Origin of the sequence: Sphaerisporangium sp. NPDC088356, assembly GCF_040685555.1 — a bacterium.
In the GTDB taxonomy this organism is placed as follows: Bacteria; Actinomycetota; Actinomycetes; order Streptosporangiales; family Streptosporangiaceae; genus Sphaerisporangium.
Map to the genome: position 1 here is coordinate 1 of NZ_JBFBIK010000125.1, position 21141 is coordinate 21141.

A 21141-nucleotide genomic window follows, 5' to 3' on the forward strand; every position below is an offset into this window, starting at 1 on the left:
CGGCCTGGCGGGCCGCTTCGACCCGGGACCGCCATTTCTCGTTGCCGAGCAGCCAGTCGAAGGACTCGGTCTGCAGAGCGAGAAGATCGGGAACTTCGAGCGGCTCCTGAATGCGCGCGAAAGAGACGCGGCGGGGACCAGCGGGTACGGCGAAGGCGTTGCGCGAGGCTGCCAACAGATGTCCTTCCGAGGGCTCGCGGACTGACTACACGCACGCCAGACGACCATGCATCAAAGTTACCTAGAGAAGCGGGTCGTCAAAGGGCAGCGCAAAGGGGCAGTGTAGCCGATGGGCATACACCTGTCCACTTCAGTCTCGCTCTGCGCTCCACGTTGGACGCAGCATCGCCCGTCAGCGCCGAAACGTCAAGCCCGTGAGGCCGGATTCGAGCGAACCGATGGCCGTCACGCTGGGTTTTCTTCCCTACTGGAGACTGAGGGCCGGCCGGATCCAGACGATACCCGCGAGGCGGATCGGCTAACGCTCTGTCACACGGAGGGTCGAAGGCTTGCCGCCCCACGACGCTGTCGTGCCCTTTGACATCCCCTAAGCTCGCCTTCCCCAAACCCAAGCTTTACTAACAATTTAGTAACGCGCCACGCCGGGCCGTGCTCAGGACCCCGGAGGATGGGATCTCAGCTGGTAGGAGCATTGCCGATCAAGGTGGACAACTCAGACACCAGCCAGTGGTCCTCACCTCTGACCAGCACGAACCGGGCGCGGTTCTGGATGACCTGTTTCTGGGGTTGTTTCTCGCCCGGGAACACCTTGGTCGTTCCCATGTTCATGAAGAGCAACACCTGAACCCGGTCAGGCGTCGCGGATTCGACCGCCGCGGCGGCCACCACGGCCTGCTGCACGGTCTGCTGCTTCCTGACGGTCGGGGCCAGCACCCGCGTCAGCTCGCGATAGTGCTCGGCGAGATCGCCCGTGGCGTACCCCCGCGCCCGCGCCAGGTCGGCGTCGATCGTGCGGTAGTCGTACGACAGCATGTCCGGCGCGTACGTGCGAGCGGCCGCGAGCGCCTCCACGGAGGCGGACTCGCTGTCGCGCAGATCACGGAGACGCAGAAAGCCGACTGCCACCAGAACGGCCAGAACGGCCGCCAGAAGCCCGAGGAGCGCGAGGGCCACAATGTATGCCCCGGAGCGTGAACGGCGCCGACGACCGCCCTCCAGGGCCTCCAGGGCTCCATCGGCGGTCATGTGATCTGCTCCAGTCTCGACACCCACCACGATCCCCGGACCTTGGTGACCTCCACGTTCCAGCGATAGAAGCGATCTTGAGGAGCCGTCTTGGCCCCCTCCCACCGGATCACCGAGTCGGCCACGACCAGCACCCGCGCGGTGCCCTTGGGCCCGTCCATCGAGGCGAGGCCGGCGGCGCGCACCACACCCGTCTGGACGGCCTTGTTCAGGCGGGTCGCCGCCTTCAGCCGCTCGGCGTCCCTGGCGTAGTCGTCCTTGGCCCGGCCCGTGGAGGTGTCCAGGACTCGCTGGACGTCCCGGTCGACCGTGCGGTAGTCCACGGCCATCAGGGTCAGGGCGTAGCGCTCGGCGGCCTGGACGGCGGCGAGGCGGTCGCGCGCCGCGGACCGCGCCTCGTCGAGCTCGCCGCCGACGCGCACCCAGGCGGTGCCGAGGACGGCGATGAGCACGAGCAGCACGGAGATCACCAGAACCCTCGGCCTGCGAGGGGACCGAGCCGCGTGGAGCGCCACCTGTTCCCTCCCATCGCCCGGTCGCCGCGGCGCACGACGACATGGACGCGCCGGAAGCGGAGGCCGACCAGTCAGCCGGTCGCCGGATCATAACCCGGTATGGAGATCCACATCGGCGATCATGCGGGTTTCCCCCGCCGCCGGAAACGCAGAAGGGGCGGATCACCCGGCACCTGGGTGAACCGCCCCTTCTGTGTGGAGCTGTGAAACGTCAGACGCGAGACGTCACTTGACGGTGACGGTGGCGCCGGCGCCCTCCAGGGCGGCCTTGGCCTTCTCGGCGGCTTCCTTGTTGACCTTCTCGAGCAGCGCCTTGGGGGCACCGTCGACGAGGTCCTTGGCCTCCTTCAGTCCGAGGCTCGTGAGCGCGCGGACCTCCTTGATGACCTGGATCTTCTTGTCGCCGGCGGCCTCGAGGATGACGTCGAACTCGTCCTGCTCCTCGACCTCTTCGGCAGCGGCGCCTCCACCGGCGGGACCGGCGGCGGCGACGGCGACCGGAGCGGCGGCCTTGACGTCGAAGGTGTCCTCGAAGAGCTTCACGAAGTCGGAGAGCTCAAGAAGGGTCATTTCCTTGAACGCGTCGAGCAGCTCGTCGGTGCTGAGCTTCGCCATGGTGGTGATTCCTCCGTATTAATTACAAAACTTGGAAACGGACCGCGGTATGCGCCTGAATCCCCTGCTGTGGTCGCTTTCGCGCCCGACCTACTCGCCTGCGTCCCCGCTGGCGTCCGCCACGACGGCGTCCGCCTCGCTGGTGTCCGCCACGACGGCGTCCGCTCCGCCGGTCTCCTCGCGCTTGGCGCGAAGAGCCTCGACGAGCCGGGCCATGGTGGTGGGCAGCGCGTTGAACGTGGCGGCGGCCTGAGACTGCTTCGCCTTCATCGCGCCGGCCAGCTTCGCGAGGAGGACCTCGCGCGACTCCAGGTCGGCAAGTGTGGAGATCTCGGCCGGGGTCATCGACTTGCCGTCGACGACACCGCCCTTGATGACCAGGAGGGGATTGGCCTTGGCGAAGTCACGCAGACCCTTGGCCGCCTCGACCACGTCGCCACTGACGAACGCGATCGCCGTCGGACCCGTGAACAGGTCGTCCAGGACGGTGACCCCGGCCTCGTTGGCCGCGATCTTCGAAAGCGTGTTCTTCGCCACGGCGAACTTCGCATTCCCACCGAGAGTGGTGCGCAGCTGCTTGAGCTGAGCCACGGTGAGACCGCGGTACTCGGTCAGGACAGCGGCGTTCGAGCTCTCGAACCGATCCTTGAGCTCGGTGACCGCGGTCGCCTTTTCCGCCCTCGCCATGGGCCTCCTTCCAGATGTGCCACCGGCGAAGGGCCCAGGAGTCCAGGAAAACGGAAAAGCCCCGGCGCAGGCGCACGGGGCTCACACAGGGATCTCAGGCGGCTTGCGCCGCAGGAGGACCATATGGAAACTCACATCACACCTACGCGGGCCGTCCACAGTCGTGAACCTTGGGCCACCGAGCCATTGACAGGCTCAGCGACGACCGGCGGTCTTCGGCATTGCACACTGTACGCGGTGTTCACGCCGCACGCCAAATCCAGGCGTCGATACGGCAACGCACCCCTCGATCGAGATCGGGGGGTGCGTGCGGCCCGCCAGGGCGCAAGTGCCGTGCCGGCCGCTCGGATGCCGGTCAAGCGTACGGGGTCAGCTGCCCGTGCCGGTGGCCCCATCGGTGCCCTGGAGGCCCTTCAGGTTGTCAAGGTTGGCAGGAAGCTCGCCCACCTGGTCGGCGGGCGGCGCGGTGACCTCGGCGGCGTCGTTGAACGAGGTGAACAGCGAGGTGAGCTTGAAGGTGCCCTCGCCGGCTCCGCCGTTCATCTCGACCTTGCGCGGGAGGCTCTGCCCGTCGATCCACGCGTCGAACTTCATGTCCTTGACGTTGGTGAGTTGGCCCTGCAGCTTCTGCTGCATCTCGGGCGTGAGCTGCTTGACGGCCTCCGCGACCGTGAACGTGCCCTTGTAGTGCGTGGTGTCGGTGCCGCCGACCGTCTCGTTGCCGACCTTGGTGACGTCCTTGGAGGTCGTCAGCATCTTCACGCTGCTCTGCAGGTCCATCTGCTGGGCCTGCGAGAGGAACTGGTTGACGTCGACGCCCGCGGACTGGCCGGCCTTCGCGAGGTCGATCTTGATCCAGGGCTTGGCGCCGCCCAGGAGCTTGCTGAGCAGGTCGACCTTCACGTAGGCGGTCTGGCCGATGAGGATCACCCGCGCGCCGCCGGGGACGTTCTGCCCGCTGACGTTGATCTGGTCGAGCGTGACGTCAGAGGCCAGCTGCGGCTTCTGGTGGTAGACCATCGTGCCCTTCACCGACCCCGCGCCCTCCTTGGGAGCGCTGAAGTCCAGGGCGAGCTGCGCGGTGTACGAGGTGACGGCCTCGGCGTTCTTGGCGCTCTGCTGCAGTGTCTGCGCGGCGGAGAGCTGCACCGCGCCGAGCGACTCGGTGGAGGTCTGCGCGGTCTGGCCACATGCTGATACCGCGATGAGCATGGCCGAGCCCACGGCCGCGATCGCGGGTGTCATTCGACGCTTCACTTGGTATCCCTTCGTATCCCCCGGAATTGCCTTCGACCCTACGCGCCAGCACTACCCCGTGCGGGGCCTTATGCGCATGGAGCGCCGGGCCGGCGGCACTACCGCATTGGCCAAATCGGGTCTCACCAGCGAGGAAAGAGATTTCGGGGAATACGAAAAAGGGCCTCCGCCCGAAGGCGAAGACCCTTTCGCGTGTGCCGCGGGAGTCAGTGCGCGAATCCCGCGGGCGTGTCGGACCTCAGGCGTCGAGCTCGCCGGTGATGCCCCGCGTCACGTTCGGGTCGACCGGGATGCCCGGGCCCATGGACGTGGAGAAGGTCACCTTCTTGAGGTAGCGCCCCTTGGCCGCGGACGGCTTGAGACGGATGACCTCGTCGAGCGCGGCGGCGTAGTTCTCCAGGAGCTGACGCTCCGGGAACGACACCTTGCCGATGATGAAGTGGAGGTTCGCGTGGCGGTCGACACGGAACTCGATCTTGCCGCCCTTGATGTCGGTCACGGCCTTGGCCACGGCCGGCGTGACGGTGCCGGTCTTGGGGTTCGGCATGAGACCACGCGGGCCGAGGACGCGGCCGAGGCGGCCGACCTTGCCCATGAGGTCGGGCGTGGCCACGACGGCGTCGAACTCGTTGAGACGGTTGCCCTTGGCGATCTCTTCGATCAGCTCGTCGGCGCCGACGATGTCGGCGCCCGCGGCGCGGGCCTCCTCGGCACGGTCGCCGGTCGCGAAGACCAGGACCCGGGCGGTCTTGCCGGTGCCGTGCGGGAGGTTGACGGTGCCGCGGACCATCTGGTCGGCCTTGCGGGGGTCGACGCCCAGCCGCAGTGCCACCTCGACGGTCGCGTCGAACTTGGTGACCGAGGTGCCCTTGGCCAGCTTGGCGGCGTCGACCGGGGTGTACAGCTGCTCGCTGTCGACCGTGTCGGCGGCCTTGCGGTAGCTCTTGCTGCGCTTCACTCGCTTCTCCTTGTGGAGTATGTGGTCACGGGCCGCGCCGGGCCCTCCCACGGTGGTTCTCTGCTTGCTCTGCCTAGCTGCGCTCGGCGGCTCGGGGCCCTTCAGGCGAAGGTCTTCCTCGTCGCTCGGGCTCGTTCCTCACCCTCGCTCCTCGGCACACCACGGCCGCGCCCCTCGCGTGTCAGTCGGCGATCGTGATGCCCATCGACCGGGCGGTGCCGGCGATGATCTTCTGGGCCGCCTCGATGTCGTTGGCGTTGAGGTCGGGCATCTTCGTCTCGGCGATCTGGCGCAGCTGCTCCTTGGTGAGCTTGCCCACCTTGTCGCGGAGCGGGTTGGCACTGGCCTTGTCGAGGCCCGCCGCCTTCTTGATCAGCTCGGGCGCCGGCGGCGTCTTCGTGACGAAGGTGAAGCTGCGGTCTTCGAAGATGGTGATCTCGACGGGGATGATGTTGCCCCGCTGGGCCTCGGTCGCAGCGTTGTACTGCTTGACGAAGTCCATGATGTTGACGCCGTGGGGACCGAGGGCGGTACCGACCGGCGGCGCGGGCGTGGCCTGACCAGCGGGAAGCTGGACCTTCACCAGGGCCGCGATCTTCTTCTTAGGAGGCATTGTCCTACTCCGGGTCCTTAACTCCTGCGTAGCTCCCACAGGGCGTGAGAGCCCCCCGGGGCGTGCGACGGCCAGGATTGGCCATGCTCCCCCAGGATTCACCCCACGAAGTCGCTCGATCCGTGGGGACGACTTATCAGTGTATGCGCGCCGTCAGATCGCCGAGACCGGGTTCGGCGTCAGATCTTGGAGACCTGGTTGAACGACAGCTCGACCGGCGTCTCACGGCCGAAGATCGAGACGAGCACCTTGAGCTTCTGCGACTCGGCGCTGATCTCGCTGACCGTGGCGGGAAGGGTGGCGAACGGGCCGTCCATGACGGTGACGGACTCGCCGACCTCGAAGTCGACGGTCGCGGCGGCGGCCTTGGCTGCCGTCGTCTTGGTCTGCTCGGTCGGCTCGGGCGCGAGCAGCTTGGCGACCTCGTCAAGGCTCAGCGGGCTCGGCCTGTTGGAAAGACCCACGAAGCCGGTCACACCGGGCGTGTTGCGCACCGCGGACCAGGACTCGTCGGTCAGCTCCATGCGCACCAGCACGTAACCCGGGAGCACGCGCTCCTTGACCGGGGTGCGCTTGCCGCCCTTGAGCTCGGTCACGGTGTGGACCGGCACCTCGACCTGGAAGAGGTAGTCCTCCATGTTGAGGGACTGGGTGCGGGTCTCGATGTTGGACTTCACGCGGTTCTCGTAACCGGCGTAGGAGTGGATGACGTACCACTCGCCGGGCATGCCGCGCATCTGGCTCTTGAACTCTTCGACGGGGTCGATGTCGGGAATGACATCGCCGTCCTCGTCGACGGCGCCGGCCGGGGCCTCGACGGGCTCTTCGGCCTCGTCCTCGTCGCCGTCCGGAGTCTCGCCGTCTTCGTCGGCAAGAGCCTCATCGTCTTCGTCGGCAGGAGTCTCGGCGTCGTCGACCTGAGCCTCGGCGGCCTCGCCGGGCTCTTCGGCATCACCGAAGGTGGCGGCCTCGCCGGACTCTTCGGTGATCTTGACCGCCTCTTCCGGCTCTCCCTCCCACTTTTCGTGGGAAGCGCCAGCCGACAGTGGGGACTCGGACACGGTGACTCTTTCTTCTCTCGTCGATGTTGCGATCTTCGACCGTCCGGTCGGGGACGGTTGTCGCGCGGCGGCCGGCTCAGGCTCCGCCGAAGACCGCCAGCACACCCTTCGTGAGCAAGAAGTCGATCCCGGAGACGAGGCCAACCATGATCAAAACGAATACGAGGACCACGGTGGTGTAGGAGATCAGATCCTTGCGCGTCGGCCAGATCACCTTGCGAAGCTCGGCGACCACCTGCCGGTAGAAAAGTGCGGGAGAGGTGCGCTTCTTAGCGGTCGGGCCAGACGACTTACTCGGCCCCTCAGCGGCCTCGCCGCGTGTGTCGATCGCCACAGTCCTCACCTGATCCGTCGTTCCTACGCAACTTTCGGCGGCTTCACGCCATCGGTGCGCGGACCGCACTCCGCAGGGCACGAGGGACTCGAACCCCCAACCGCCGGTTTTGGAGACCGGTGCGCTACCAATTGCGCTAGTGCCCTCTGCCGTGAACCACCTTACCCCGAGCAGCCGGGGGCGCGTCGCTCACTAGTTGCAGAAGTGTACGGGTGAATGCGCCTCACGTCGAACCAACTCGTCCGGCACGTCACGGTGATTTACCGCGTGTCCACATCCTGGATATGCGGCGGCAGCGGTCCGGGACGTCTGGAAACATGGAAGGTATGACCCGTCCTCGCATCTCAGCGCGCATCTCCGCGATCTCCGAGTCCGCCACTCTGGCCGTGGACGCCAAGGCCAAGGCGATGAAGGCGGAAGGTCGCCCGGTCATCGGCTTCGGCGCCGGCGAGCCCGACTTCCCGACGCCCGGCTACATCGTGGCGGCCGCCGTCGAGGCCTGCGGGAACCCCAGGTTCCACAAGTACACCCCGGCCGGCGGCCTTCCCGAGCTCAAGCAGGCCATCGCCGACAAGACCCGGCGCGACTCGGGCTTCGAGGTCGAGGCGTCGCAGGTGCTGGTCACCAACGGCGGCAAGCAGGCCGTCTACGAGGCGTTCGCCACGCTGCTCGACCCGGGCGACGAGGTCCTCGTCGTGGCCCCTTACTGGACCACCTATCCCGAGGCCATCAAGCTGGCGGGGGGCGTCCAGGTCGACGTCGTGACCGACGAGACCACCGGCTACCTGGCCTCGATCGAGCAGCTGGAGGCCGCGCGCACCGAGCGCACCAAGGTCCTGCTGTTCGTCTCACCGTCCAACCCGACCGGCGCGGTCTACTCGCCCGAGCAGGTGGAGGCGATCGGCCGCTGGGCCGTCGAGCACGGCCTGTGGGTCGTCACCGACGAGATCTACGAGCACCTGGTGTACGGCGACGCCACCTTCACCAGCATCGCGACGGCCGTGCCCGAGCTGAGGGACCACGTGCTGATCCTCAACGGCGTCGCCAAGACCTACGCCATGACCGGCTGGCGGGTGGGCTGGCTGATCGGCCCCAAGGACGTCGTGAAGGCCGCGACCAACCTGCAGTCGCACGCCACCTCCAACGTCTCCAACGTCGCCCAGGCCGCGGCTCTGGCCGCCGTCACGGGTGACCTGTCCGCCGTGGCCACCATGCGCGAGGCGTTCGACCGGCGCCGCCAGACCATGGTCCGCATGCTGAACGACATCCCGGGCGTCGTCTGCCCCGAGCCGCTCGGCGCCTTCTACGTCTATCCCTCGGTCAAGGGGCTTCTCGGCAAGGAGATCCGCGGCAGGCGCCCGCAGACCTCCGCCGAGCTGGCCGAGATCATCCTGGAGGAGGCCGAGGTCGCTTTGGTGCCGGGCGAGGCGTTCGGCACGCCGGGCTACTTCCGCCTGTCCTACGCGCTCGGCGACGACGACCTCGTCGAGGGCGTCAGCCGCCTCGCCAAGCTCCTCGCCGAGGCGCGCTAGCCCTGCGGGCTCCGGCCTCGCCGGGACCATCCGGAAAACGAAAGGCCCGGGCCGTTGTGCCCGGGCCTTGCTAGTGCGACACGGTCACGTTCTTGATGATCACGGGGATCTTGGGGGCGTTGGAGCCCTCGCCCCTGACGTCGGCCATCGGGTCGCCCTTGAACGGGATGAAGCCGCCCTTGGCGATCTTGTCGACGACGTTCATGCCCTTCAGGACCACCCCGAACGGCGTGTAGGCCGAGCCCTGGCTCGCCAGCTGGGTGTTGTCGTCGGAGAACGAGATCCAGAACTGGCTGCCGTTGGAGTTGGCGTCCTCGCCGCCCTGCGCCATCGCGACCGTACCCCTGGTGTAGGGGATGCCGCCGAGGTTCTCGTCGTCGAAGACGTACCCCGGGCCGCCCGTGCCGTCGTCCTTGCTCTTGCCGTCGCCCTTGGCCAGCGGGTCGCCGCACTGCAGCATCCCGAGGCCGGTGGCCTCCGGCGTCGCCAGGCGGTGGCAGCGCGTGTTGTCGAAGAAGTTCTTCTTGGCGAGGAACGCGAACGAGTTCACCGTGCACGGCGCCTGGGCGGTCGCGAGCCGGATGACGATCGTGCCGTGGTTGGTGGCGATCGTCATGGTCTTGGCCTTCAGGTCCGGCTTCGACGGCGGCATGCCCACCTTCTTGACCGCAGTGCCGGTGGTGTCCATCCTGTAAGAGCAGGTCGTGGCGGCCGGATGCGCCAGCTCGGACTTGTCGGTGGCCGGAGCCGCCGACTCGGACCTCGCGGTGGCCGGCCCGTTGAGTCCCCCTGCCGGGGCCGGATCCGGGTACAGCGCCGTGAGTCCCGGAATCGCTCCCGCGACCACCACGGTCAGCATGGCGGCCCCGGCCGTACGGGACCGCAGGACGTGCGAGCGGTGCCGCCTGCGTACGGCCTGGCCCATCATCGCGGGGGCGCGCACGTCCGCTACGTGCTCCGACATGGCCGCCTTGAGTGCTTCCTCCACGTTCATACCGTTGTTCCCTTCAGGGCACCGATCCGCGCCCGCATCCTGGCCAGGCCACGCGCGGCCTGGCTCTTCACGGTTCCCACCGAGCAATTGAGGAGGGCGGCGGTCTCCATCTCCGACAGGTCCTCCCAGTAGCGCAGGACCACGACCGCGCGCATCCGTGCCGGGAGGCGCCGGAGCTCCTCGACGAGGGTGTCCCGCAGGTCGAGGTCCGACTGGGGCGCCGCCGTCTCCGGAGGGCGCGCGAAGGTGATCTCCTGGATCACCTTGCGCCGCCGGGACCGCGAGATGGCCGCGTTGACGACCACACGCCTGGCGTAGGCCTCCGGGTTGTCGTGCCGGATCCTGGGCCAGTGCCGGTACACCTTCTCCAGCGCGCCCTGGGCCAGATCCTCGGCGTCGTGAGCCGACGCGCCGCAGACGAGAACGGCGGTGCGGAGCAGGGCGGTACTTCGGGCGGCCAGGAACTCATCGAAGGCCGCTTCGTCGTCATCCGTCATGGCTGATCCCCTTTCGCCCTTCCCAACGCGCCAAGGCCGCCGGAGGTTGAGTGGCGGAGTCGGCGACGGCGCGGGATCGGCGTACGGCAGGATATGGAGATGGCACGCCCGCTCGACGAACTTCCAAAAGCCCATCTCCACCTGCACTTCACCGGCTCCATGCGGCACGCGACACTTCTGGAGCTGGCGCGGGACCAAGGGCTCCATCTGCCCGACGCGCTGGTGCAAGACTGGCCGCCGAGGTTACGTGCCACCGATGAGCGCGGCTGGTTCCGCTTCCAGCGGCTGTACGACATCGCGCGCTCGGTGCTCCGCCGCGAGGAGTACGTCTACCGGCTGCTCCAGGAGGCCGCGGAGGACGAGGCGGCCGAGGGCTCCCGGTGGCTGGAGATCCAGGTCGACCCTTCCGGCTACGCCCAGCGGTTCGGCGGGCTCACCGCGACGCTGGAGCTGGTGCTCGACGCGGCCGGCAAGGCCGCCAGATCGGCCGGCGTCGGCATCGGGGTGATCGTGGCGGCCAACCGCACCCGGCACCCGCTGGACGCCAAGACGCTCGCCCGGCTCGCCACGCAGTACACCGACAGGGGCGTGGTCGGCTTCGGGCTGTCCAACGACGAGCGCCGTGGCCGGGCCCGCGACTTCGACGGGGCCTTCCGCATCGCCAAGCGCGCGGGGCTGCTCGCGGTGCCCCACGGCGGCGAGCTGTCCGGGGCGGCGAGCATCGCCGAGTGCGTGGACGACCTGGACGCCGACCGCATCGGCCACGGCATCCGTGCCGCCGAGTCCGATCGGCTGATGGAGCGCCTCGCCGACCGCCAGATCGCCTGCGAGGTGTGCCCGACGTCGAACGTCGGCCTCGGCGTCGCCCCGCGCATCGCCGACGTGCCGGTGAAGCGGCTGTTCGACGCGGGGGTGCCGATCGCGCTCGGCGCCGACGACCCGCTGCTGTTCGGGGCGAGGCTTCTGCCGCAGTACGAGCTGGCGCGCGACGTGTACGGCTTCCGCGACGCGGAGATCGCCGAGCTGGCCCGCCAGTCGATCCGCGCCTCGACCGCGCCGGAGTCCTACAAGAAGGAGCTGCTGGCGAGCATCGACTCCTGGCTCGCCGCCGAGGGCTGACCGCCGCTCCGCCGACGTGGGCCGCGAACAGGCGAACGCCCGGCGGAGCGGGGGTCTCCACCGGGCGTTCGCCGGATTCTCTTCGTGCTCTCAGGTGACCCGCCAGGGGGTCACTGGGAGTGGATGTAGACCTCGTCGAAGACCTCGGCGAGCTTGGTGAGGTCCTGGGTGATCCCCTTCTCGGGGTCGCTGGCGTCGAAGGTCACCGACAGCCTGCCGAGCCCCTTGCGGGCCTGGAGGGCCTTCCACATGGTGTTGGTGGTCAGGCCCTGGTCGAGGATCCGCCAGGTGGCGCCGTCCCAGCTCTGGCGGTGGGTCCACAGCATGACCGTCTGCACGCCCGCCTGCAGGGGCAGGTCGACGCGCAGCTTGGCCGCCGCCTCCGCCTGCGCGGCGGTGAGCTTGTTGGCGCCGCTGTGGGCGAGGCCCACCTCTCTGGCCCCGATGTGGACGCGGGTGTCCCAGCCCCGGGCCCGCACGCTGATCCACTGGTTGCGCAGCGCCTTGTCGGGAGTGATCTTGTACTTGGCGTACTCGCTGGCGAACAGGCCGCTGGAGATGTTGACGTGGTCGACGTCGCCGGTGAGCACGTACTTCTCGACGTTGGCGCGGGTGATCAGCGGGTACTTGGTGCGGAGCGCCGCCTGGCAGGGCTCGGAGACCCCGCAGCCCATCTCGGGCACGACCACGTCGACCGCGAGCTGCCTGCCGGCCGGCATCGCCGCGCGCAGGGCGGTGGAGGCGTCCTTGACGAACTGGCGCACGTCGGTGGCGGACTTGAAGCCCCAGTAGCCGAGGTCCTGGGCGAACTTCACGCCCACGACTCCGGGCCTGTTCGCCTGTGCGGCCATGGAGGCGACCGCGGCGTCGAACTGGTCCTTGCCGGCGGTCCACGCGGGAGCCAGCTCGCTTTCGATCCAGACCCGCATGCCGAGCTTGACGGCGGTGGCTGCGGCCTTGCCCGTGGCGTCGTTGGGCGCCGCGAGGGGCTGCTTGGACGTCGTGGGCGTGGCCCTCGGCTCGGGGGCGGCCGAGGCGGTGGGCTCCGGAGCGGTGGACGCGGTCGGCGCGGGGTCGTCCGCGCTGGCGCTGGCGCTCGGCGCGACCTGCTCGGTCCCGTCGGGGACCGTCGAGGTCTCGACCAGCGGCGCCTGGCTGGCGTCGACGGGGACGGTGCTGGGATCGGCCTGGGTCTGCGTCGTGGGATCGGTCTGGTTCTGCGTGGTCCCGTCAGGCGTCGGTATCGCGCTGGCCGTGGCCCGGCCGGAGTTCGTCGACGGGGCCGCCGACGCCCCCGATCCGTCGCCCGAGCAGTCGAACTCGCCGCCCAGGCATGCCTTGTCCGGCGGGTTGGTGACATTGCCGCCGGTGTCCTTGCAGACGTACTTGCCGACGCTCTGGTCGTACTTGCACAGCACCTGGTCCTTGTCGGCACAGTCCTGCATGCCGGGGCCCTTGTTGGTCTTGTCCTTGCAGAACAGGACCGGGCCCGGGTAGGGCACCGCTTCCTTCAGCTTCTCGCCGTCGTTCTTCGCCCAGAACCGGACGACGTCGAGAGCGTCCTTCGGCGTCTTCGCCATCCATGAGCAGTACATGTAATCGGGGGTTCCTGTGCCCAGGATGTCGTCGCACTCGCTGTTGGAGGCGGCGCCCGCCACTGGATCGGCCAGGGCCATACCTGTGGGGATGCCGACGGTCAGCGTGAAGAGCACCGCGATGAGAGCGATGATCCACTCGCGTTTGCGGAGTCGGGGCATTCGCGGTCTCTCCTCGTTACTAGCGGGATTAGGGGCAGTGCTTCATGTAAGTGATCGTCACGCCGACGCTGCCGGAGCCTTGGGTGCCCTTGTTGTCTCCCGACCAGGTGATCGTCACAGAGGTGTTCAAAGGCCTGTCGCAGTCCGAGGAGGTGCCGGCTGCCAGACCGTCGAGAAAGACCCGGAAGGCCACGGTCTGGCCATTGTCGAGAGTGCCGTTGTCGGGTGACGCGTTGACGTATCCGGAACCGGCCGCACGCCAGTTGATCTTCCCGGCGGCGGATTTGATCGACACGATGCCTTCCCGGGCGTATCCCACGTTGACCGTGCTGTAGGCGCTCAAGGAGGGCGGAGGCGGGGGAGGCGGGGGGGGCGGGGGCGCGCTGGTGGTCTGCTTCGCCTGGGGCTGCGAGCTCTGCGTCGGCGACGACTTGGGCTGCGACGAGGCCGACGGCCGTGACGTCTTCGGCGGCGGCGGAGGGTCGTTGGGCCCGTCGTTGGTGGAAGGCGGGTTGGTGCGGCTGGTCCTGGTCGGTGTCGCCGTGGGACGGGAGCTGGCCGGCGGCGGTACCACCGGCACCGACACGGTCGGCTGGGCCACACCCGGCTGGGTGGCGCCGGGCCCGGTCGGCGCGGCGGTGCCCGGCGCGCCCGTACTGCCCGGAGGCGGCGGGGGCGGGGTGTCGACCAGGGGCGGCAGCGAGTCGCCGGGCGTCACGAAGATCGTGCCGCCGGCGGCCTCGACGTCGACCGGCTTGCCGGTGCCGCCGGGGTTGAAGACCAGCGACCAGATCACCGCCGTGGAGGCCACGGACACCAGCGTCACCAGGCTGACGCGTCCCCACCGGATACGGCTCTCGGGGTCGTCCGCCTCGGGGTCGGGCTCCCAGAACTCGGGTGGCGGCTTGGCGCCCTCGGCCCGCTCGGGGGTGAAACCCTCCTCCACCGTCAGCGGCGCCTCAGGCGGAGGCGGGTCCTCAAGGACGTCGGGCTGCACGGGGAACCCGTCGGGGTGCCAGCTCTCGGTGCGCGTCTCGGCCGCGGTGAACGAGGCGTCGGCGCCGGCGAAGAGCCGCTCGGACGGGGCGGGGCTGGCCAGGATGGGCATGCGCGTCATCAGCGCGGTGATCGTGACCGCGGACGTCGCGGTCGGGCAGTCCTTGCAGGAACGGACGTGCCGGCTGATGTGGGCGCGTAACAGCCGCGTCGGCGATTCGGCCCACGACTTCACCAGGCCGGGTAAGACCGAGCACTTGGGGCTCGGGCTCCTGGCGTCCATGACGGCGGCCAGCCACTGCTCGGCATGGCGCCGGCCGAGGCGCGCGGCCGACTCCACGGAGTCCACCGCGATGTCGAGGACCCGGGCCACCTCGTCGGCCTTGAGGCCGTGGCGCAGTGTCAGGTCGAGGATCTCCCGCTCGCGCGGCTCCAGGCAGGCGAGCACCTCGACGGCCAGCTCCGGGGAGCCTCCGCGGCCCTGCCTGGCGTACGAGCCCGTGTGCGCCACCCCGGCGAGCCGCGACTGGCTTTCGGCGCGGGCAAGGGCGTACAGCCAGGCACGCAGCCGTGTCGCGTCGTACAGCCGGTCGGTGTGGGCGACGGCCCCGTACAGGGCGCCCACCGTCGCGCTGAGAGCGTCCTCGTCGTCGAGCATGGACTGGCAGTAGTCGTAGAGATGATCGCCGTACTCGCGGCACAGTCGCTCCAGCGCGGCGGGATCATCCCTTCTCAGCACGGGGCTCAGCTCTCCTGACATAGTTGCAAATGATAAATCCGGTACTAGCAAAGCAGTCAGAAATATACGGGAGGAAGGGCAAGCTTCTCATATCACTTTTGTTACATAACAAACTTCTATACTCTGTTGACTCCCTACCGGTCTTTACCCACACATGAATGCACAAGTAGTGACGATCGTCGCGATGTGCACCAGGTAGCAGACGTCGACCCCGCCCCGGAGACGAGCATCGTGCGAGACAACTGGGATGAGCCTTCACCGCGACGTCGTCCGCCGTATGCCAAAGATTCGAGCACTGGAAACGGTCCGCGGGCCGATCGATGGCGCACGTGGGAGACCTCGATCGATATGGACGATGACGACGAGCCGACCCGCCGCCGGCTCGGTTACGACCGGCGCGGGCCCATCCTCATCGGCCTGACCCTGCTGGTGGCGGTGGGGGCCGGCATCTGGTTCGCCTGGCCGGAGTCCTCCGGCGGCGGGCCTGATTCCCCTGCCGCGATCCAGAGCGCGAGCGGCCACCGCACCCCGGAGTCGTCCCCTTCCGAGCTGCCCATCGGAGTGGATTCGCCCCCGCCGCCCCCGGCCACCGAGCCCGCGCCACCCCGCACGAAGACCGCGCCCCCGGCCCGGCGCACCGCCCTCCCGTCCACCCACCCGACGGCCCTGCCGTCCAGCCGTCAGACGGCCCTGCCCCCGCCTCCGCCGACGTCCTCACGTGCGCCCTCGAAGTCGCCCACCCCGAAGAAGACCGCCAAGCCGCGCAGGTCCCCCACCTCCCAGACGGGCCCGACCGCTCCCCCGCCCCCGCCGTCCTCCTCCAACCCAACCAAAAACCCCACCACCAACCCCCAAACCGGCCCGACCCTCCCGCCACCCCCGCCCGGCACCTAGTGGATGGACTCAGCGATCTTCTGGGCGCGGGGTAGGTCGGAGGGGCCTTCGAGGCGGTAGGCGACCGTGCGTCGCTGCCAGATGAGCGTGGGGCCCGCCAGTCGCTCGACGGTCTGGGTCGCGCCGCCGCCGCCCGGCAGGTACGTCAGGCCGTGCGGGCCGGCGATCCACCAGCCCGGTGAGGAGCCGATGGTGACCTCCTGCGGCCAGGGCTCGCCGAGGTCCTTGCGCCAGACCACGCTGAGCACCCCGTCGTAGGTGTCCAGCCGCACCCCGGGCCAGAACAGCGAGACCACGCGGCCTCCGTCGATCACCCGGACGTCGTCCGGGTCCCCTAGCTCCGCGGGCACGAGAACAGGGAACTTCACCATCGCCCGCGCCTGGTCGAGCGAGACGCGCTTCTCGCTCGGCAGCGGGCTCGGCACGCCCGAAGGAAGCGGCCCCGGCTCACCGATGTGGACCTCGACGCCCGCGAACCGCAGGACGTGCGCCACGGCGGCCTGGCCCTGCGGCGTGAACCCGAGCAGGACCACGAGGAACGCCGCCACGCCGGCGGTGACCCACCGCCACCTGGGCCGGGCCCCCCGCCCGAGACCAGACCGCCCCACCCGTCCCGAGGAGGGCGACGGCGACGGCTCGGGTCGCTCAAGGCGGGCTCGTACGGCTCGCGCCACGTCGGCGGGAGGCGGGGCGGGAGCGTCGAGGGCCTCGCCGAGCGCTCGTAGCTCGGCCTCAAGGTCGTCAGGAGAGTTCATCGCCCACCTCCTTCCGCAACTTGGCCAGCCCCCGGAACGTCCGTGACTTCACCGAGCCGAGCGGGCACCCGAGGACCTCCGCCGTCTCCGCCTCGGTCAGCTGAAGGAAGTACCGGCAGACCACCGCCTGACGTTCCCCCTCGGGCAAGGTCCTTACGGCGTCCAGCAGCCTGGAGCGCCGATCGGTCGCGATGGCCGCCCCCTCCGGATCGACGGGGGTCCGGAGCTCCGGCTCGGCGCCGATCTTCAGCGCGAGGTCGGTACGGCGCCCGCGCGAGCGGGTCATCGTGTGGGTCTCGTTGGCCACGATGCGGAGCAGCCATGGCTTGAAGGCGGCCTCCCGCCGGAACCCGGCCAGATGCCGGAACGCCTTGACGAAGGCTTCCTGGACGACGTCCTCGGCCTCGTCCCCGGCGCCGAGGAGCGCGGCCGTACGATGCGCCACCGCGCTGTAGCGCGCGACCAGCACCTCGTAGGCGGCGAGGTCTCCGGCCAGCGACCGGATTATCGCCTCGTCGTCGTCCGTCGGGGGCTCCTTGGCTGATCCTGCAGCGAAAAAAGATAGTTTCGATCTATCTTTTCCGCAAAGGACAGGCAAGGGTGGTCGATCCTGTTTCCGGCCCGGCTCGCGGGGAAGTTGGAACCCTCACGGAGCGGGACGGCTAGACTCGGTGCCCATCCGTGGCCGTGGTTCCCCGAGGACCGCGGTTTTTGAGTGAGCGAAGCTGGGCGGGACGCATGTCTGGGTATGACCGCGTGGTGCAACCGGCGGCCGGTGACGAGGCCTTGGAGAACCACCTCGGTGGCGACGAGGCCAAGAACTACCGGCAGTACGAGTTCGACATGGTCGCCCCGCACGTCGGCAGGTCGATGCTGGAGATCGGCTCGGGTCTCGGCCACTTCGCCGAGCAGTTCCTGCCCCGCCTCGACCGCCTGGTGGTCAGCGACTTCGACCCCTACTGCGTCGAGCAGCTCGAAAAGCGCTTCGAGGGCCGCGACGACATCGACGTGCTGCGGTTCGGCCTCCCCACCGACATCCCCCTCGCCGACCCGGTCGACACCGTGGTCTTGATGAACGTCCTGGAGCACATCGAGGAGGACGTCGAGGCGCTGCGCTCCCTGGCCAGGGTCACGCAGCCCGGCGGCCGGATCATCATCTGGGTGCCCGGCTACATGCAGCTTTATGGGGACTTCGACCGCAAGGTCGGGCACGTCACCCGCTACACCCCCACCACGCTGGGGAAGATCGTCGCCGAGGCGGGCCTGAAGGCCGACGTGCTCAAGCCGATCAACTTCCTGGGCGGCATCGCCTGGTGGGCGGCCGTGCGCCGCGGCGGCGTCGGCTACCCCGACCCGCGCCTGGTCAAGATCTACGACCGCACGGTGGTGCCGGCCACGAGGTTCATCGAGCGGTTCGTACGGCCGCCGTTCGGCCAGACCGTGTTCTGCGTGGCCCGCGTCCCCGGCTAGCATCCTCTTCCCGTTCACCGGGATATCTCAGGATTTCCTCTCACTTCTCCTAGCCCGGGGAGATGATCTGAGGACATGAGAAACGTATCCACAGCGTTGATCGGCAGTGCGCTGGCCGGTGCCCTCGCCGTTGGAGCCCTCGGTGGCGTCGCCGTGGCACGCCAGGCCGGGCCCGCGGGCGTTCCGTACGAGCTCCTGGCCGCCGACTCCGCGGCGGACGAGGCCGTCGCCCTCACCCAGGCGCCGAAGGACAACCCCAAGCTGCGCCTTGGCATCCGGCGGAGCCTGGTCGGCGTCCACGGGGAGGCCACCGTCCGCGCACGCGGGGACTTCGCCAGCTACACCTGGCAGCGCGGCGACGTGACCGCCGCGTCCGCCAACTCGCTCACCGTCAAGAGCGCCGACGGCGTGAGCTGGACCTGGACGGTGAACGCCGACACCAAAATCCGGAAGAATGGCGCTAAGTCCACCTCGTCGGCGGTCGCGACGGGCGATAACGTCTTCGTCCTGGGACAGCCGAACGGCGACGCCCGCACCGCGCAGGGAGTGGTGGTCCCCAAACGCTCCAAGTAGTGATCGAAGGACGCATGAGCGACCAGACAGACAAGCCACGGGTCCTCGTCGTGGACGACGAGCGGAACATCCGTGATCTGGTGGGTGTCGCGCTCCGGTTCCACGGGTTCGAGGTCGTGAGCGCCTCGCGCGGGTACGAGGCGCTGGAGCTCGCGCGGTCGGGTGCCCCCGACCTCCTCGTGCTGGACGTGATGCTTCCCGACCTGGACGGATTCGAGCTGTGCCGGCGGTTGCGCGCCCAGGGAGACGACGTACCGGTCATCTTCCTGACGGCGCGCGACGCCCCGGCGGACACCGTGCACGGCCTCACGCTCGGCGGCGACGACTACGTCACCAAGCCGTTCCTGGTGGAGGCGCTGGTGGCCAGGGCTCGGGCCGTGCTGAGGCGTAGCCGCCGCGGCGGGTCCAGCGCGGACGCGGCCCTCGTCACGGCCGACCAGGCGGTGCTGACGGTGTCCGACCTGGAGCTGGACGAGACCCGCTGGGAAGTACGCAGGGGCGGCGCGCCGGTCGAGCTGTCGCCCACCGAGTTCAGGCTCCTGGCCTTCCTGATGCGGCACCCGGGCCAGGTCCTGACCAAGGCGCAGCTCCTCGAAAACGTATGGGGCTTCGGCACCCAGTCGCAGGTCGTGGAGACCTACATCTCCTACCTGCGGCGCAAGCTCGACCCCCTCGGGCCGCCGCTGATCCACACCCAGCGCGGCGTTGGGTACGCCCTGCGCCCCTCTCCCGCCGCCGACGCCGAGCGCTGAGCGCCGCGATGACGCCCAGCGCTACGGCCCTTCCATGACGCTCAGCGGACGACTCCTCGCCGGCCTGCTGTCCGTCACGGCCGTCGGCCTCGCCGCGCTGTCCCTCGTCAGCGTCATCGTGCTCCACGGGCACATGCTCGACCGTACGGACGCGACGCTCACCGCCACCGCGCAGGTGTCCGCCGCCCGGCTCGTACGGGCGTCCAACATCGCGCTGGTGAACGCCAGCCCGACGTACGCGGTGGCCGTGCTCAACCTGACCACGGCACGGGGGAAGCTGATCTCCGGGGACGACCCCGAGGCCGCGAGCGTCCCGGCGACGCTGGAGAGGATGGGGGCCGCCACGCTCGGGCCGCTGGCGGACAGCGGAACGGCGTTCACCCTCACCGGCCGGCTCAGGGCGGCGGCGGCCCGGATGACCGCGGGCGACCGCATCGTGGTCGTCGCCGTGCCGCTCGACGAGGTCAGGGACTCGATACGGCGCCTGGTCATCACCGAGATCATCACCGCGGCCGTGCTGATGACCCTGCTCCTTCTGCTCGGCAGATCCTTGATCGGCAAGGGTCTCGCCCCGCTGTCGCGGATGGCGAGCACCGCGCGGCTCGTCGCCGAGGGCGGCGACCTGTCCGCGCGCATGCCGGAGGGCAAGTCGGAGGCCGGACGCCTCGGCTCGACCATCAACCTCATGCTGACCCGGATCCAGGACGCGTTCGCGGCCCGGTGGGCGTCCGAGGAACGCGTGCGCCGGTTCGCCGCCGACGCCTCCCACGAGCTGCGCAACCCCCTGACCACGATCCACGGGTACGCCGAGCTGTACCGCCAGGGGGCGATACCGGACGACGAGGTGCCGCAGGTGATGCGCCGCATCGAGGACGAGGCGACGCGGATGACGCGGCTCGTCTCCGAGCTGCTGGAGCTTGCCCGCCTCGACAAGGGCACGCCGCTCGCCATGGCGCCCGTCGACCTGACGGCGGTGGCCATGGAGGTGGCCGACGACTTCACCGCGCTCAACCCCGACCATCCGGTGACCATCGAGGCGCCGGACAAGATGGTCGCCGTCGTCGACGAGGCCAGGATCCGGCAGGTGCTCGTCAACCTCCTCGGCAACGTCCGCGCGCACACCCCGCCCGGCACCTCGGTCACGGTACGGCTGACGCCTCCGGTGGTCCTGGAGGTGGCCGACAACGGGCCGGGCATGTCCCCCGAGAACGCGGCGCTGGCCTTCGACCGGTTCCACCATGCCTCCCCCGGAGACGGCAGCGGCCTCGGCCTCGCGATCGTCCGGGCCATCGCCATCGCCCACGGCGGCCAGGCGACCCTGCGCTCCCTACCGGGCAGAGGCACCGTGGTCCGCGTAGAGCTGCCCGACATGGCGGCCCGCTGGTGATCAGCGCTGGTGGGTGGAGGAGCACGGTCCGGCCGTCCAGGATCCGTGGTCAAAAATGAGTTGTGCCGCCGGGGGCCGGGCTCGTACCTTCGGTTCATGCGCATTTTCCGCTGATGACAGCGCCGATCAGTCCGTGGTGACTGATCCGCTGGCTCTCAGCTCTCTGGTCCCGTCCATCCAGACGCGGCGGCTGAGGCTTCCGACCGGCATGAGTTCCCTGCCGCGTCGTCATCTGTGAGGAGACTTGTATGCGTGCACGTTCTGGCCGAAACAAGGGCGGCAAGGCCGCCAAGGACACGAAGACATCACTCCCCGAGCCCGGCTTTTCGCTGCCCGGGCTTCACGCGGGCTTCCCGCAGCCGGTTCTCCAGCCGGGCGCCATCCAGGGCTCTTCGCAGCCCGAGCGGCAACTGCCTCCGGCTCCACGCCG

General features: G+C 69.2%; 22 protein-coding genes and 1 tRNA gene. 7 read left to right on the forward strand and 16 right to left on the reverse strand.

Features of this window, described 5'->3' with window-relative positions; genetic code table 11:
* Window positions 1–636: 636 nt before the first annotated feature.
* The 10 genes from AB0O34_RS30885 to AB0O34_RS30930 form a co-directional block, all read right to left on the reverse strand.
* A complete protein-coding gene (locus AB0O34_RS30885; RefSeq protein ID WP_363921430.1) occupies window positions 637–1236 on the reverse strand; it encodes a hypothetical protein in 600 nt (199 codons plus the stop codon).
* Complete coding sequence (locus AB0O34_RS30890) at window positions 1203–1676, reverse strand: hypothetical protein (protein ID WP_363921432.1); 474 nt, start codon at window positions 1674–1676, stop codon at window positions 1203–1205. Before AB0O34_RS30890 ends, AB0O34_RS30885 begins: the two co-directional genes overlap by 34 nt.
* 270 nt (window positions 1677–1946) lie before the next feature.
* Window positions 1947–2336, reverse strand: coding sequence for a 50S ribosomal protein L7/L12 (gene rplL, locus AB0O34_RS30895; protein ID WP_262846532.1), 390 nt, complete (start codon window positions 2334–2336; stop codon window positions 1947–1949).
* 90 nt (window positions 2337–2426) lie between these two features.
* Window positions 2427–3023: a 50S ribosomal protein L10 gene (gene rplJ / locus AB0O34_RS30900; RefSeq protein WP_363921434.1), complete on the reverse strand. Its 597-nt coding sequence runs from the start codon at window positions 3021–3023 to the stop codon at window positions 2427–2429.
* 369 nt (window positions 3024–3392) lie between these two features.
* Window positions 3393–4280, reverse strand: coding sequence for an LppX_LprAFG lipoprotein (locus tag AB0O34_RS30905; RefSeq protein WP_363921436.1), 888 nt, complete (start codon window positions 4278–4280; stop codon window positions 3393–3395).
* Window positions 4281–4518: 238 nt separating this feature from the next.
* On the reverse strand, window positions 4519–5238 hold the full coding sequence (gene rplA, locus AB0O34_RS30910; RefSeq protein ID WP_363921438.1) for a 50S ribosomal protein L1: 720 nt from the start codon (window positions 5236–5238) through the stop codon (window positions 4519–4521).
* 181 nt (window positions 5239–5419) lie between these two features.
* A complete protein-coding gene (gene rplK / locus AB0O34_RS30915; protein ID WP_358559586.1) occupies window positions 5420–5851 on the reverse strand; it encodes a 50S ribosomal protein L11 in 432 nt (143 codons plus the stop codon).
* 179 nt (window positions 5852–6030) lie between these two features.
* Window positions 6031–6912: a transcription termination/antitermination protein NusG gene (gene nusG / locus AB0O34_RS30920; RefSeq protein ID WP_363921440.1), complete on the reverse strand. Its 882-nt coding sequence runs from the start codon at window positions 6910–6912 to the stop codon at window positions 6031–6033.
* 76 nt (window positions 6913–6988) lie between these two features.
* Entirely contained in the window at window positions 6989–7246 is a 258-nt protein-coding gene (secE, locus tag AB0O34_RS30925; protein WP_363921442.1) for a preprotein translocase subunit SecE, read from the reverse strand.
* A gap of 73 nt (window positions 7247–7319) precedes the next feature.
* Window positions 7320–7392, reverse strand: a tRNA-Trp gene (locus AB0O34_RS30930).
* Between the two features lie 180 nt (window positions 7393–7572).
* On the opposite strand from AB0O34_RS30930, the gene AB0O34_RS30935 reads away from it, so the two are divergent.
* Window positions 7573–8778 (forward strand): pyridoxal phosphate-dependent aminotransferase, encoded by a 1206-nt coding sequence (locus AB0O34_RS30935; RefSeq protein WP_363921444.1) that lies wholly within the window; start codon window positions 7573–7575, stop codon window positions 8776–8778.
* Window positions 8779–8848: 70 nt separating this feature from the next.
* Here AB0O34_RS30935 and AB0O34_RS30940 read toward each other — a convergent pair whose 3' ends face one another.
* Together AB0O34_RS30940 and AB0O34_RS30945 are read right to left on the reverse strand one after the other, a co-directional pair.
* Window positions 8849–9772 carry a peptidylprolyl isomerase gene (locus AB0O34_RS30940; RefSeq protein WP_363921446.1) on the reverse strand — a complete coding sequence of 308 codons (924 nt, stop codon included), beginning with the start codon at window positions 9770–9772 and terminating at the stop codon, window positions 8849–8851.
* Window positions 9769–10269, reverse strand: coding sequence for a SigE family RNA polymerase sigma factor (locus tag AB0O34_RS30945; protein WP_363921448.1), 501 nt, complete (start codon window positions 10267–10269; stop codon window positions 9769–9771). The genes AB0O34_RS30940 and AB0O34_RS30945 overlap by 4 nt, the downstream gene beginning before the upstream one ends.
* 99 nt (window positions 10270–10368) lie before the next feature.
* On the opposite strand from AB0O34_RS30945, the gene AB0O34_RS30950 reads away from it, so the two are divergent.
* On the forward strand, window positions 10369–11388 hold the full coding sequence (locus AB0O34_RS30950; RefSeq protein WP_363921450.1) for an adenosine deaminase: 1020 nt from the start codon (window positions 10369–10371) through the stop codon (window positions 11386–11388).
* Window positions 11389–11498: 110 nt separating this feature from the next.
* On the opposite strand, the gene AB0O34_RS30955 is transcribed toward AB0O34_RS30950, so the two are convergent.
* Window positions 11499–13145: a hypothetical protein gene (locus tag AB0O34_RS30955; protein ID WP_363921452.1), complete on the reverse strand. Its 1647-nt coding sequence runs from the start codon at window positions 13143–13145 to the stop codon at window positions 11499–11501.
* A gap of 28 nt (window positions 13146–13173) precedes the next feature.
* On the reverse strand, window positions 13174–14880 hold the full coding sequence (locus tag AB0O34_RS30960) for a sigma factor-like helix-turn-helix DNA-binding protein (RefSeq protein ID WP_363921454.1): 1707 nt from the start codon (window positions 14878–14880) through the stop codon (window positions 13174–13176).
* 348 nt (window positions 14881–15228) lie between these two features.
* Here AB0O34_RS30960 and AB0O34_RS30965 point away from each other — a divergent pair, with 348 nt between their 5' ends.
* Window positions 15229–15774 carry a hypothetical protein gene (locus AB0O34_RS30965; RefSeq protein ID WP_363921456.1) on the forward strand — a complete coding sequence of 182 codons (546 nt, stop codon included), beginning with the start codon at window positions 15229–15231 and terminating at the stop codon, window positions 15772–15774.
* Here the strand turns inward: AB0O34_RS30965 and AB0O34_RS30970 are convergent.
* On the reverse strand, window positions 15771–16529 hold the full coding sequence (locus tag AB0O34_RS30970; RefSeq protein ID WP_363921458.1) for a hypothetical protein: 759 nt from the start codon (window positions 16527–16529) through the stop codon (window positions 15771–15773). The genes AB0O34_RS30965 and AB0O34_RS30970 overlap by 4 nt on opposite strands.
* Window positions 16516–17127: an RNA polymerase sigma factor gene (locus AB0O34_RS30975; RefSeq protein ID WP_363921460.1), complete on the reverse strand. Its 612-nt coding sequence runs from the start codon at window positions 17125–17127 to the stop codon at window positions 16516–16518. The genes AB0O34_RS30970 and AB0O34_RS30975 overlap by 14 nt, the downstream gene beginning before the upstream one ends.
* Before the next feature lie 140 nt (window positions 17128–17267).
* Between AB0O34_RS30975 and AB0O34_RS30980 the strand changes: the two genes are divergently transcribed.
* The 4 genes from AB0O34_RS30980 (at window position 17268) to AB0O34_RS30995 (ending at window position 20711) form a co-directional block, all read left to right on the forward strand.
* The gene (locus AB0O34_RS30980; RefSeq protein ID WP_363921461.1) at window positions 17268–17999 is read left to right on the forward strand and encodes a class I SAM-dependent methyltransferase; all 732 of its coding nucleotides are present in this window, start codon (window positions 17268–17270) and stop codon (window positions 17997–17999) included.
* Between the two features lie 75 nt (window positions 18000–18074).
* Window positions 18075–18572, forward strand: a complete 498-nt coding sequence (locus AB0O34_RS30985; protein WP_363921463.1) for a hypothetical protein — start codon at window positions 18075–18077, stop codon at window positions 18570–18572.
* Window positions 18573–18586: 14 nt separating this feature from the next.
* The gene (locus AB0O34_RS30990) at window positions 18587–19324 is read left to right on the forward strand and encodes a response regulator transcription factor (RefSeq protein WP_363921465.1); all 738 of its coding nucleotides are present in this window, start codon (window positions 18587–18589) and stop codon (window positions 19322–19324) included.
* 34 nt (window positions 19325–19358) lie between these two features.
* Window positions 19359–20711, forward strand: a complete 1353-nt coding sequence (locus tag AB0O34_RS30995; RefSeq protein ID WP_363921467.1) for a HAMP domain-containing sensor histidine kinase — start codon at window positions 19359–19361, stop codon at window positions 20709–20711.
* Window positions 20712–21141: the final 430 nt, after the last annotated feature.